The organism is Zhihengliuella flava (genome assembly GCF_015751895.1).
GTDB classification, from domain to species: domain Bacteria; phylum Actinomycetota; class Actinomycetes; order Actinomycetales; family Micrococcaceae; genus Zhihengliuella; species Zhihengliuella flava.
Map to the genome: position 1 here is coordinate 1,165,764 of NZ_JADOTZ010000001.1, position 13,081 is coordinate 1,178,844.

Here is a 13,081-nt window from a genome sequence, read left to right on the forward strand (position 1 = left end):
CTTTGAAAAGGTCTGGACTAATCCGGTGTTTGAGAGACAGACTACAGTCACCCGATACAGGAGGTGAAGACGCACCATGCGTCCCATTCATTCCAAACACCCGGGCCGGCGAGCGCTGTCGGCGACCGCCGCGCTCCTTCTCGCCGGCTCCACGCTTGCCACCGCGAGCGCTGCCAGCGCGGACCCGGACCACCGTCAGCACCGGCAAAACCTCGAGGAAACGTTTGAGCTGAATCAGCAGTTTTCCGAGGCGGAGTACGCTGAGGAGCTCTCGGCCGACGAGTCCGCGGCGAGCCCGGATGTCCCCGCTGGCGAGGTGGCCAGCGAAAACATGGACTTGGTGACCAACATCCCGATGGACGGGCAGCTGCAGGGCACGGGTTCTGACCTGGCCTTCGCGGGTGACTACGCCTATGCAGGCAACTACGACGGATTCACGATTTACGAGCTGGCCGACAACGGGGTCCCCACCAAGCTCACCGAGGTCAAGTGCCCCGGCTCGCAGAACGACGTCTCGGTCTATGGCGACCTGCTCATCACGTCCGTCGATGCGCGCATGACGGACAATTCCTGCAACGCCGAGCGCACCAATGACCCGGAGAACTACTGGGAAGGCATCCGCGTCTTCGACATCAGCGACCCGCTCAACCCGGAGTACATCCAGGCCGTCGAGACCAAGTGCGGCTCCCACACGAACTCGCTGGCCCCGTCGAAGAACGGCAAGGACCTGTACGTTTACGTGTCCTCTTACTCACCGAATGACGCGCTGGCCAACTGCAAGACCCCGCACGACCTGATCTCCGTGGTCAAGGTTCCCGTGAAGGATCCGGCGGCGGCCGCCGTCGTCTCCGAGCCCGTCCTCTTCCCGGATGGCGGCTACGCGGGTGGCAGCGGCAGTGCGACGTCCGGCTGCCACGACATCACGACGTACGCCAAGAAGGATCTGGCCGCGGGCGCCTGCATGGGCGACGGCATCCTGATGGACATTTCTGATCGCGAGAACCCAGAAGTCATCGACGTCGTCCGGGACACGGAAAACTTCGCGTTCTGGCACTCGGCCACCTTCAACAATGACGCGTCCAAGGTCATCTTCACCGATGAGCTCGGCGGCGGCGGTTGGGCCACGTGTACCGAGGAGTTTGGCCCGGAGTTGGGCGCCAACGGCATTTACACCATCGAGGACAACGAGATGGAGTTTGCCTCCTACTACAAGATCCCGCGCATCAACACGGAAAATGAGAACTGCGTGGCGCACAACGGCTCCCTGATTCCGGTCAAGGGCAAGGACCTCATGGTCCAGTCCTGGTACCAGGGCGGCACCTCTGTCTTCGACTTCACGGATGCTGAGAACCCTAAGGAGATCGCGTGGTTCGACCGCGGCGAGGGGCTCTCCGGCGGCGGAACCTGGTCTTCCTACTACTACAACGGCTACGTCTACTCGAATGATCTGGACTTGGGACTCGACGTCTTCACTCTGGATCCGGCGATTGACGCCAAGGCCAAAAAGTTGAAGGAACTCAACCCGCAGATGCAGCAAAAGTTCTAACCGAACCTTTGCTCCCCGACGACGGCGGCATCGGCCCGACGCGACCTCACACTGGGTGTCGTTGGGCCGGGGCCGCCGTCGCCGTTGGTGGCATGGGAGTGGACGCCGGGCCGCTGCGGCGCAACTCTTCACGTATGGTACGGGTAAATTCAATACCCTCAGCGCATGATCATATGCCGATGCGGACGATTCTCTTGTCCGCGTCCGGCCCACCGCGAAGCATGGGAACATGACCCACGATTCGATCCGCAGCATCAGCCTGTCCACCCTCACCCTGCCGCTCGAGGCCCCGATCTCCGACGCCAAAGTCTTCACCGGGCGCCAGAAGCCGATGACCGAGGTCGTGTTCCTCATCGCCGAGATCACCACCGAGCAAGGTCACGAAGGCCTCGGCTTTTCCTACTCCAAGCGTGCCGGCGGTCCGGCCCAGTATGCGCACGCGCGGGAGGTCGCGCAGGAAGCCATCGGTGAGGATCCGAACGACATCGCCAAGCTCTACACCAAGCTGCTGTGGGCCGGCGCGTCGGTGGGCCGCTCCGGCGTGGCCACCCAGGCGCTGGCCGCTATCGACATCGCCCTGTGGGACCTCAAGGCCAAGCGCGCGAACCTGCCGCTGGCCAAGCTGCTCGGTGCACACCGCGATTCGGTCCGCACCTACAACACCTCCGGCGGCTTCCTCCACGCGAGCATCGAGGAGATCCAAGAGCGCGCAACCCGATCGTTGGCCGAGGGCATCGGCGGCATCAAGATCAAGGTGGGCCTGCCCGATTCCCGCGAGGATCTGCGCCGCGTCGCCGCCGTTCGCGAGCACCTGGGCGCGGACGTGCCGTTCATGGTGGACGCCAACCAGCAGTGGGACCGCGCGACGGCGCTGCGCATGGGCCGGGCGCTGGGCGAGTTTGACCTGGTCTGGATCGAAGAACCGCTCGATGCCTATGACGCCGCGGGCCATGCCGACCTGACGCGCCGGCTCGACACCCCCATCGCGACGGGTGAGATGCTGGCGTCGGTCAACGAGCACGTGCAGCTGATCGAGCAGCGGGCCTGCGACATCATCCAGCCGGACGCGCCCCGCGTCGGTGGCATCACCAATTTCCTGCGCCTCGCGACCCTCGCGGATCACGCTGGCCTGGACCTCGCTCCGCATTTCGCGATGGAGATCCACCTACACCTGGCCGCCGCCTACTCGCGCGAACCGTGGGTCGAGCACTTCGACTGGCTCAACCCGCTGTTCAACGAGCGATTGGAGACTCGCGATGGCCGGATGCTCATCCCGAACCGGCCGGGCTTGGGCGTCACGCTCTCCGATCAGGCACGCGCTTGGACCACCGACAGCGTCACGCTCCAGTGACGCGCAACACAGCTCAGGCTATGATGCCTTAGATCACCCTTTATTCCGCTTATCTATACCCGGAGCGCATTGTGTTCACTCTTGATCAGATCCGCAGCTTTGTCGCCGTCGCCGAAGAGCTTCACTTCGGCAGAGCTGCGGATCGATTGAACATGACACAGCCACCGCTGAGCCGGCAGATCCAGAAGTTGGAAAAGAACGTCGGAGTCACCCTGGTAGAGCGGGACAACCGCAAGGTTTCCCTCACCGCTGCGGGGACAGCGTTCCTTGACGAAGCACGCAAGCTCCTCATCACTGCCGAACAGGCCCCCTTCACGGCGCGCAGGATCGCTCAGGGCCAAGCGGGCATTCTCCGCATCGGGTTTACCGCCACCTCGGGATTCAGCATTCTCGGGACTCTGCTGACCCGTCTCAGCAAAGCCCTACCCGATGTAGACCTTGATTTGCGTGAACTGGTCACGAGCGAACAATTGCAGTCACTGATCGATGGTGACTTGGACCTCGGCTTAGGGCGCCCGCCGTTCGACAACGAGCTCTTCGCCTCGAGGGTCCTCCAGTCCGAATCACTACTTTTGGCCATCCCGGATGGTCACCATCTTGCGGATGGTAACCATCCGGTGACCGAACACGACCTGCGCGGCGTGCCACTGATCATGCACTCGCCGATCAAGGCGCGCTACTTCTACGACCTAGCGATCCGCCACATGCCAGTCGAACACGGCAACGTCATCCACACCGTGAGTCAGATTCTCACCATGGTTTCTTTGGTCGCCGCAGGCCGCGGTGTCGCCTTCGTGCCCGAGTCGGCTCGGCGGCTCGGAATTCGCGGAGTGACGTACCGGCCGATCGCGGGTGAGGCCCCCGGTTCTGTTGAGTTGCACGCCATCTGGCGCCGCGGTGCCCGCAATCCCGCACTGCGGCGCGTTGCTGATCTCTTGGCCCAAGAAGCCCCTCTCAGCCACCGCTAATACTCTGAGGGCATCAGATCATCTAATTTCGGGCTTGGACAGGCATCAATCTCGGCTCATAGGCTGACGTCAATTGACCCGACCATGCCTCCAAGGAGTCGCTGCCGTGACCCGTTTTACCCCGACAGAATTGGCCGCCCATCTCAAAGACGGGCTGCTCTCCTTCCCCGTCACCGCGTTCAACCAGGACCTCGAAATCGACGAGGAAAACTACCGGCGCCACCTCGACTGGCAGTCCAGCTTCGACGTCGCCGGCCTCTTCGCCGCGGGCGGCACCGGCGAAGGCTTCAGCCTGACCCCCGACGAATCAGCACGCGTGGTCCGCATGGCCGTCGAAGAAGCCGGCGACCGCACCCCCGTCCTCGCCTCCGCCGGCGGCTCCACCCGCCAAGCCGTCGAGAACGCCCGCGCCGCCGAAGCCGCAGGAGCCGAGGGCCTCCTCCTCCTGCCGCCCTACCTCACCGAATGCGACCAAGCCGGCCTCACCGCCCACGTCGACGCCGTCTGCGCGGCCACCAACATCGCCGTGATCGTCTACAACCGCGCCAACGCCATCTACTCCGCCGACACCGTCGCCACCCTCGCCGAACGCCACCACAACTTCATCGGCTTCAAAGACGCCACCGGCGACATCGAAGCCGTCACCCGCGTCGTCGCCAAAAACGGCGACCGCCTCTTCTACCTCGGCGGCCTCCCCACCGCGGAAACCTTCGCCCTGCCCATGCTCCAACTCGGCATGAGCACCTACTCCTCCGCCATGTTCAACTTCGTCCCCGAATTCGCCCTCGAGTTCTACGCCGACGTCCGCCGCCAAGACCGCACCGCCATCACCGAAAAACTCAACCGCTTCGTCCTGCCCTACCTCGAGATCCGCGACCGCGTGAAAGGCTATGGCGTATCCATCGTCAAAGGCGGCCTCACCGCCATCGGACGCGACGCAGGCACCGTCCGCCCACCCCTCCAAAACCTCACCCCCACCGACATCACCGACCTCACCCACCTCATCGATTCCGCCGGAATCCGCCCGACTTCGTAACCACCACCGACAGGGACACCCCTTCAGGAGGAACACCAGATGCCCACCACGCAGCTGACCGGCCACTCGATCATCGCCGGTGAGACGACGCCCGGCGACGGCAGGACCGTCAACGGGTTCGACCCGTCAACCAACGAGGCCCTGCAGCCGGCCTATTCGCTCATCAATGAAGAGCAGCTCGCCGCCGCGACCACCGCGGCGGCCGAGGCCTTCGACGCGTTCCGCAGCCTCGACGTCGAAACCCATGCCGCGTTCTTGGAAAAGATCGCGGAGAACATTGAGGCCGTGGGTGAGGCGATCGTCGCCCGCGCCATGGAAGAGACTGGCCTGCCTGAGGCCCGCCTGGTCGGCGAACGCGGACGTACCTGCAACCAGCTGCGCCTCTTCGCCCAGGTAGTCCGCACCGGCGATCACCGCGGCGTGCGCGTGGACCCGGCGCTTCCAGATCGCAAGCCGTTGCCGCGCCCGGATATCCGCCAACGCAAGATCCCGCTTGGTCCCGTGGCCGTGTTCGGCGCTAGCAACTTCCCGCTGGCCTTCTCAACCGCCGGTGGAGACACCGCCAGCGCCTTGGCCGCGGGATGCCCGGTAGTCTTCAAGGCCCACAATGCGCACCCGGGCACCAGCGAGCTCGTAGGCCGCGCGGTGACGGACGCGGTCAAGGAGTTCAACCTGCCCGCAGGCGTGTTCTCCCTGATCTACGGCCCGGGTTCGACGATCGGCCAAGCGCTGGTCTCTGACCCAGCCATCAAGGCCGTGGGCTTTACCGGGTCCCGGGGCGGCGGCACGGCGCTCATGGCGACGGCGGCCGCCCGCCGCGAGCCGATCCCGGTGTACGCGGAGATGAGCTCCATCAACCCGGTGTTCGTGTTCGACGGCGCCCTTGAGGGCGATCTCGACGAGCTCGCTGCCGCCTACCTCACCTCCGTGACCGGATCCTCGGGTCAGCTCTGCACGGCTCCGGGCCTGATCTTCGTCCCGGCCGGCGCGCGCGGCGATGCCTTCGCGGGCGCCATCAGTCAGGCGGCCACCGGACACGCGGGCCAGACCATGCTGACCGCCGGCATCGCCGGTTCGTGGAACGACGGCGTCGCCCAGTTGGGCGAGCAGGACGGCGTGACCCAGCTGGGCCGCGGCTCCGACGGGCCGGGTGAAAATGCGCCGGCCCCGGCTGTCTTCGCCACGGACGCCTCCACGTTCCTCGCCAACGAGGTGCTGCACGAGGAAATCTTCGGCGCCGCCTCCCTGGTCATCCGGTACAACAGCGCGGAGGAACTGGCCCAAGCGGCCGAGCACCTCGAGGGACAGCTGACGGCGACCCTGCAGCTGACGGAGGCCGACTACCCTGCCGCCGCCACGCTGCTGCCGATTCTGGAGCGCAAGGCGGGCCGCGTGCTGGCCAATGGCTGGCCCACCGGCGTCGACGTCGGCCACGCCATGGTGCACGGCGGCCCGTACCCGGCGACGTCGGACAGCCGCACCACCTCCGTGGGTTCTTTGGCGATCGACCGCTTCCTGCGCCCCGTCGCCTACCAGAACCTCCCGGATCAGTTGCTGCCCGCGGACTTGCAGGCGGAGAACCCACGCGGGCTCAACCGCCTCGTGGACGGAAAACTGACCCTAGCCGAGTAGGTTCCCCACGCCCAGCGCTGGCCGCTTCACCCGTCGGGTGAGGCGGCCAGCTGCGTGTGGTGCCGTGAAACTTAGCGCGCGGGCGCCGGTCCCGTGGAGCCGCGCCAGATCACTTCGGTCAGGCTCCGCTCCGGCTCCGGCTCAAGGTCCACGTCCAGCATGCCCAGCAGACGCCGGATCGCCCGGCGCCCAATACTGTGGAAGTCGATCGCCACGCTGGTCAGTCCGGGCGGCATGATGGCGCCAACCTCCGTGTTGTCCCAGCCGGTGACGCTGAGGTCTTGGGGCACGCGCCAGCCGCGCTCGACGGCGCCGGCGATGGCGCCGGCGGCCAGCTGATCGTTCGCGGTGATGATGGCCGTGACCCCGGCGCTCTCCGGCAGATCCAGCACACCGCGGCGCGCAGCCTCGGGATCCCAGTTGGCTTCGACCACACCGCGGGAGATGAGTCCCAGCCGCTCGATCGTCTGCACATACGCATCGCGGCGGTAGCGCGCCGTCGTATTGGTGTAGTTGCCGGCAATGTGCAGGAAGGTGGTGTGCCCCCGGCTAGCCAACCCCTCCACGAGGTCGACGATCCGCTGGCCGCTGGCGAGCTCGCCGATGCCGCGCATGGATTCGTCGTAGCGGGTCTCCACCGCCACCGGGGTGGACATCGTGGGGGCCAACTGCTCGACCTCGGGGATCGGTGTCAGGGACACCAGCCCCTCAAACAATCCGCAATCTGCCAGCTCAAGGACCCGCTGATAGCGCTTGTGCGCATCGCCGCCCAACGTGACCGCTTCCACCACGTACCCATGCGCTTCCGCCGCCTCGGTGGCGCCCTTGAGCACCTCGAGCGCGCTGATCGCCACACCGGTGGGCAGCAGGAGCGCCAGGCGGCCCGTCCGCCGGTCCCGCATGGCGCGAGCGGCGATGTTAGGCCGGTACCCAAGCTTTGTGATGGCCGCCTTGATCCGCTCCCGAGTCTCCGGCCGCATGCCCGTCTCCGAGCGGAGGTAGCGGGAGACGGTTTGGTGGGAGACTCCGGCCTCCTGGGCCACCTCGATGATCGTGGCGCGCTTGCCTGCTCGCTGCGTTGTCATGTCCGGTCCACCTCCGTTTCGCTTCAGTCTGTCACTTTCTGCGTGAGAACGTGCGCTTGGCCCGTTCCACATGACGTGTGCGGTGGGCCAAGCAGCCCTCGCCGATCGTCAATATTACCGTTGAGTATGTGATTGACGTCATAGTGAACGTTCACTATGGTGAGCTCAGGTCGAACGTCACCGCGCACCCCGCACACTGCGGCTTTGCTCGATTTTTCGCGGCCCCGACCTCACGATCCTGACGGAACCACAGACATCTCAATGAGGAGTGAAACGTTTTATGAAACACGTCAGTCGACGACATCTTCTGCAAGGCGCTGCCGCGTCCGGCGCGGGAGGGCTCATCAGCTCATCCTTGTTTGCTGCCACCGCCGCGGCAGCCCCCGCTGCTCCCCAAGCCACCGCTGCGACCGGTCATGGCCCCGTCAACCTCACGTGGTTGGAGGAGAACGTCCCCGCACGTTTGGCAGCCGGTGCGACCTTCGGCGTTCCATGGCCCCGCGGCGCCCTCGACGCAGACTCAGACTTTGCCCTCACCACGGCAGATGGCAGCTCTGTGCCGGTACAAAACTGGACCACCGGTTGGTGGCCGGATGGCTCCATCAAGTGGACGGCGCACGCGGTCGGCGACGGGCGGGATCACGCGGAGGCCTACACGCTAGCCCCCGGCACGCCGACCCAGCCAGAGACCGCCCTCAGTGTCAAACAACAGGGTTCTCAGACCATCGTGGACACCGGCGTCATTCGCGTGACCTTCGCCTCCAAGGGGCCGCATTTGATCAAGAAGATCGAGCGCGGTTCAACGGTCATCGCCGAGCACGGCACGCTCGTCGCGCAGCGCAAGGACCAGCCAGCCAGCGACGCTGCCGAGAAAGTCACCACCGAGGCATTCACGGCTCGCATCGATGAGGTCACCGTGGAACAGGAAGGGCCTGTCCGCGCCGTCGTGCGCATCACGGGCCGCCACGAGCACGGCAACCGGCGCTGGCTGCCCTTCGACGTCCGCTTTTACCTCTACGCCGGGTCCGACGGGCTCCGCTTGGTACACAGTTTTGTTTTCGACGGCGACGCTGGGACTGACTTCATCAGCGGCCTCGGCGTCCAGTTCTCGGTCCCCATGCGCGGGGAACAGTACGACCGGCACATCCGGTTCGCGGGGGCCGACCGAGGCGTCTTGGCCGAGGCGGTCCGGGGCATCACCGGCCTGCGGCGAGATCCCGGGGAGGAGGTCCGGGCTGCGCAGATCGCTGGCCAGGCGCTCCCCGACCCATCGACCTGGGACCAACGAGTCACCGAGCGGCTTCACTGGATCCCAACGTGGGGAGAATACAGCCTCACTCAGCTGACGGCCCACGGCTTTGAGATCCACAAGCGGACCAAGCCCGGCCACTCGTGGATCCGCGTGGACGCGGACCGCCGGGCGGGCGGACTCGGCTACGTCGGCACGCCCTCCGGCGGCCTCGCGTTTGGCCTGCGCAATTTTTGGCAGCTCCACCCCACCGAGCTTGCCGTCGCCGGCGCGGAGACGGACGCCGCGACGGCCACCGTGTGGATGTACTCGCCCAAGGCAGATCCAATGGACTTGCGGTTCTACCACGACGGCCTGGGCCAAGACACGTATGAGGAACAACTCGACGCCCTGAACATCACGTACGAAGACTATGAGCCCGAGTTCGGCACCCCCTACGGCGTCGCCCGCACGTCAGAGCTCATGTTCTGGGCCTTGGACGCGACCCCTTCCAACGATGAGTTCGCCGATCTCGCCGAGGCCAATGCCACGCCACCACTCCTGCAATCGACTCCCGAACACATGAGTAGCACGGGGATCTTCGGCTCCTGGGCACCGGTCGACCGTTCAACACAGGCCAGGGCGGCGATTGAAGACAACCTGGACGCGATGCACGCCTATTACGTCGGTCAGACCGAGCAGCGCTCGTGGTACGGCTTTTGGGACTACGGCGACGTCATGCACACCTACGACGGCGACCGGCACCAGTGGCGGTACGACGTCGGCGGCTACGCGTGGGACAATTCGGAACTCTCCACGGACATGTGGCTGTGGTACCACTACCTCCGCACGGGAGACGCCACCGCGTTCCGGTACGCCGAGGCGATGACCCGCCATACGGGCGAAGTGGACGTATACCACCTAGGAGACTGGGCCGGGCTCGGCACCCGCCACGGCGTGCTCCACTGGGCGGACAGCGCCAAACAGCTGCGAATCTCCAACGCCGGGTACCGGCGCTTTTACTATTTCCTCACGGCCGACGAGCGCGTTGGTGACCTGATGCACAGCCTGATCGACGCCGATGAAACGTTCCTCAAGCTCGACCCCTACCGCAAGATCCGCGAGGACGAGTACAACCCCGATCCCAGCGCACTCGCGGTATCCAACACCACCGACTGGGGCTCAATCGCCCTCGCCTGGCTGGCCGAATGGGAACGCAATGGAGACGAGATCGCCAAGACGAAGCTCCTCAACGGCGCCCGGACCATTGCCGCGATGCCCAACGGCTGGTCCCAAGGCGGCACCCTGAAGTACAACATGGCCGACGGCAAATTTGCCGAGGAAACCGAGCAGACGGTGGAGGTGGGTTCCCTCGATTCGGTCTTCGGACTCATCGAGCTCATGACGGAGCTGGTCGAGTTGCTGGACGAGGATGACGTGCGCGAGCAATGGACCACGTACTGCCGCCTCTATAACGGGACGAGCGACGAGCAACGCGAAGCCACCGGACACTCTTGGGGTAGCCAGAACCTCCGGCAGTCCTACTCCCGAGCCTCGGCCTACGCCTCCGTGCAGCTCTCCGACCCGGACTTGGCAGCCCGCGCGTGGAAGGAGTTCCGCACCGGTCACGCCGGCTACCCGGAGGGGCACGATTTCAGCACGCGGCGCATCGAGGGCTCCGCGGTGCTCAAGCCCGTCGACGAGGCCGACCTCTCCACGAACGCCAGCGCTCAGTACGGGCTGGCAGCCATCCAAAACCTCGCCCTCATCGGCGACCACCTTGAGGAGTCCAACTAATGCGCCACACTCCTGTTGCTCACATCACCTCATCCGGGGTCTCCCGCCGCAGCGCCCTCGGCGGTCTCGCTGCAGCCGCCCTCGGCACCCTCGCGTTGGCAGCACCGGCCTCCGCGCACCCAATCCGCACGCTCTACATCGCTGGGGACTCCACGGCCAGCATCAAACCCCTGGACGTCTACCCGGAAACCGGGTGGGGCATGGGGCTTGGTTACTACCTCACTCCCCACGCACGCGTCGCGAACCACGCGGTCAACGGGCGCAGTTCCAAGAGCTTCATCGACGAGGGCCGGCTCGCGGGGCTCCTTTCCACCGCGGCCAGTGGCGACGTCTTACTCATCCAGTTTGGGCACAATGACGCCAAGCCCGATGCCGAGCGGCACACTGATCCCTGGGGAAGCTATCAGGACTACCTCGCGCAATACGTCGATGCGGCACGCGCCCACGGGATGACGCCCGTGCTCGCCACATCCATTGAACGGCGGCGGTTCCGCAGCGACGGGACCGCGTACTCCACGCACGGTGACTACCCGGAGGCTATGCGCCAGCTCGCGCAGAAGAAACACGTGCCGTTGATTGATCTGCAGCGGCAGAGCCTCGCCCTCTGGCAACAGCTCGGCCCCGAACGCACCAAGGATTATTTCCTCCACACCGAGGACGGCCGGCGAGATAACACCCACCTCAGTGAGGTGGGCGCCGCCGCCATCGCGCAGCTCGCAGCCATCGGACTCCAGGGCACCGGCGCACTGAGCCCGCGTGACCTGCGCAGGCTGGATGAGCTGGTGCCGCATGGGTGGTTCGAACGGCCAGAGACGGTCCCGGCGTAGCCTCGAGCCCGACACAACGACGGCGGGGCGCCACCAGAGGTGACGCCCCGCCGGTGCGAGGGATAGGGCAGCGGTTAGCCGATCGCCGATTCCATCTCGGCGACCATGCTCTCCGCGGCATCGGCCGCGCTCTGGCGCTCGAACATGACCTCAAGTTCGTAGCGGTAGAGGATGTTCTGCAGCTCGGAGAAGCCCACCGGCGGCACCGGCTCCGCCTCGCCCAGTTCCGGCTCGACCTCGGTCACGAACTCGGCCGAGGCCTTATCCACGCCCTCGAGTTCAGCCATCACGGCCTCACGAACCTCGGAGTTAGCCGGCAATCCGCGCTCGGTCATGCCGATGAGGCCCGCGTCCACGTTGTTGACAAAGAAGTCGATGAACTGCTGCGCCTCCTCCGGGTGGTCCGTGCCGGAGAATGCGGAAAGCATCATGGAGGCCTTGTACCAGAGGCCGGCGTCCTCGGCATTGCCGGTCTCCGACGGGTAGCGCAGGGGCTGAATCTCGGCGCCGGAAGCACCGGCGATGGCCGAGACCTGGTTGGACCAGTACGTGCCCATCGCGGCGGTACCCGTGCCCATCAGGGACTGGTCCACTGCGGCGGTCTGGTCCTCGGCGATGGCCGCGGCGGAGGGGTACGCCCCCGCTTCACCGAGATCCGCCACGTGCTGCAGGTAGGCCTCCGCGTCATCGACGCTCAGGCCGAGCTGGCCTTCCTCGGTGGTCAGGTTCTTGCCCTGCTGGCGGAGCCAGACCTGAATGTTCAGCGGCTCAGACGGGGAGCCCGCTCCGAACTTTCCGTCCGCACCCGCGGTGACCTCGGAGGCGACCTGCTCGAAGTCGTCCCACGTCCACGTCGTGTCATCCGGAATCTCGACGCCGGCCTCGGCGAAGACATCGGGGTTCGCCAGGATGACCGGAGTGTTCACGCTGGTGGTAAGGCCGAAGAGGCCATCGGTGGTGCGGCCGTTGTCCACAATCGACTCTTCGATCTGGGACAGGTCCACGTCCGCGAGGTCCAGCAGGGCGCCGCGATCCGCGTACTCGCGCAAGTACTGCGCGTCCATCTGGATGATGTCCGGCGCATCATTGGCGGCGGTCTGCGTGGCGAGCTTGTCCCAGTAACCGTTCCAGTCGCCGTACTCCGGCTGGATGTCGATGTTCGGGTTTTCGGCCTCGAACGCCGCGATGATCTCCTCGGTGATCTGGGCACGGGCGTCGGAGCCCCACCACGTAAACCGCAGGCTGACCTTGCCGTCCTCGGAGTCTCCGGCGTCTCCACCGCCGCCGCAGGCGGTCAATGCCAACGCGGCGGTCGCGCCGATGGCGGCTGCCTGTGCAAGTCGTTTGAACCTCATGGTCCCACCTTCACTGTCTCTGACTAGGAATGATGCGGGGTCAGCGTCATCGTGACCCGCTTCAACGCATCCCAGTATTGGAACGTTTCATAGAGCGAGTAAGCGCTTTCCACGTCGCTTGAGCACCAGCGTAGCCGACTCCTGTGACCGCGCACACATCCCGTTACCGAATTGAAACATTTCAATACGGTGGTGGTGAGCGGACGGTCAGCGTCACACCACGCAAAGGAGCGCCACCGTTTCCCGCAAAGGGGGA

General features: G+C 65.5%; 9 protein-coding genes. 7 read left to right on the forward strand and 2 right to left on the reverse strand.

What is annotated here, in order from left to right; genetic code table 11:
• Nucleotides 1-76: 76 nt before the first annotated feature.
• The 5 genes from IW252_RS05385 to IW252_RS05405 all read left to right on the forward strand — a co-directional run bounded on the left by IW252_RS05385 (nucleotide 77) and on the right by IW252_RS05405 (nucleotide 6,533).
• A complete protein-coding gene (locus IW252_RS05385) occupies nucleotides 77-1,546 on the forward strand; it encodes an LVIVD repeat-containing protein (RefSeq protein ID WP_231365914.1) in 1,470 nt (489 codons plus the stop codon).
• A 229-nt stretch (nucleotides 1,547-1,775) separates the two neighbouring features.
• On the forward strand, nucleotides 1,776-2,897 hold the full coding sequence (locus IW252_RS05390) for an L-talarate/galactarate dehydratase (protein WP_196835624.1): 1,122 nt from the start codon (nucleotides 1,776-1,778) through the stop codon (nucleotides 2,895-2,897).
• A gap of 71 nt (nucleotides 2,898-2,968) precedes the next feature.
• On the forward strand, nucleotides 2,969-3,865 hold the full coding sequence (locus IW252_RS05395) for a LysR family transcriptional regulator (RefSeq protein ID WP_196835625.1): 897 nt from the start codon (nucleotides 2,969-2,971) through the stop codon (nucleotides 3,863-3,865).
• Nucleotides 3,866-3,971: 106 nt separating this feature from the next.
• Nucleotides 3,972-4,901, forward strand: coding sequence for a 5-dehydro-4-deoxyglucarate dehydratase (kdgD, locus tag IW252_RS05400; protein WP_196835626.1), 930 nt, complete (start codon nucleotides 3,972-3,974; stop codon nucleotides 4,899-4,901).
• A 39-nt stretch (nucleotides 4,902-4,940) separates the two neighbouring features.
• A complete protein-coding gene (locus IW252_RS05405) occupies nucleotides 4,941-6,533 on the forward strand; it encodes an aldehyde dehydrogenase (NADP(+)) (RefSeq protein ID WP_196835627.1) in 1,593 nt (530 codons plus the stop codon).
• Between the two features lie 71 nt (nucleotides 6,534-6,604).
• Here the strand turns inward: IW252_RS05405 and IW252_RS05410 are convergent, their stop codons facing one another.
• Entirely contained in the window at nucleotides 6,605-7,618 is a 1,014-nt protein-coding gene (locus tag IW252_RS05410) for a LacI family DNA-binding transcriptional regulator (RefSeq protein ID WP_196835628.1), read from the reverse strand.
• 280 nt (nucleotides 7,619-7,898) lie between these two features.
• Between IW252_RS05410 and IW252_RS05415 the strand changes: the two genes are divergently transcribed.
• On the forward strand, nucleotides 7,899-10,643 hold the full coding sequence (locus IW252_RS05415; RefSeq protein WP_196835629.1) for an exo-rhamnogalacturonan lyase family protein: 2,745 nt from the start codon (nucleotides 7,899-7,901) through the stop codon (nucleotides 10,641-10,643).
• The gene (locus IW252_RS05420) at nucleotides 10,643-11,470 is read left to right on the forward strand and encodes a rhamnogalacturonan acetylesterase (protein ID WP_196835630.1); all 828 of its coding nucleotides are present in this window, start codon (nucleotides 10,643-10,645) and stop codon (nucleotides 11,468-11,470) included. Before IW252_RS05415 ends, IW252_RS05420 begins: the two co-directional genes overlap by 1 nt.
• A gap of 74 nt (nucleotides 11,471-11,544) precedes the next feature.
• Here IW252_RS05420 and IW252_RS05425 read toward each other — a convergent pair whose 3' ends face one another.
• On the reverse strand, nucleotides 11,545-12,825 hold the full coding sequence (locus tag IW252_RS05425; protein ID WP_196835631.1) for an ABC transporter substrate-binding protein: 1,281 nt from the start codon (nucleotides 12,823-12,825) through the stop codon (nucleotides 11,545-11,547).
• Between the last annotated feature and the right edge of the window lie 256 nt (nucleotides 12,826-13,081).

Coding starts and splice junctions, on each gene's coding strand:
- IW252_RS05410 (WP_196835628.1), bottom strand. CDS start 7,618: ATGACAACGCAGCGAGCAGGCAAGCGCGCCACGATCATCGAGGTGGCC.
- IW252_RS05405 (WP_196835627.1), top strand. CDS start 4,941: ATGCCCACCACGCAGCTGACCGGCCACTCGATCATCGCCGGTGAGACG.
- IW252_RS05420 (WP_196835630.1), top strand. CDS start 10,643: ATGCGCCACACTCCTGTTGCTCACATCACCTCATCCGGGGTCTCCCGC.
- IW252_RS05425 (WP_196835631.1), bottom strand. CDS start 12,825: ATGAGGTTCAAACGACTTGCACAGGCAGCCGCCATCGGCGCGACCGCC.
- IW252_RS05390 (WP_196835624.1), top strand. CDS start 1,776: ATGACCCACGATTCGATCCGCAGCATCAGCCTGTCCACCCTCACCCTG.
- IW252_RS05385 (WP_231365914.1), top strand. CDS start 77: ATGCGTCCCATTCATTCCAAACACCCGGGCCGGCGAGCGCTGTCGGCG.
- IW252_RS05415 (WP_196835629.1), top strand. CDS start 7,899: ATGAAACACGTCAGTCGACGACATCTTCTGCAAGGCGCTGCCGCGTCC.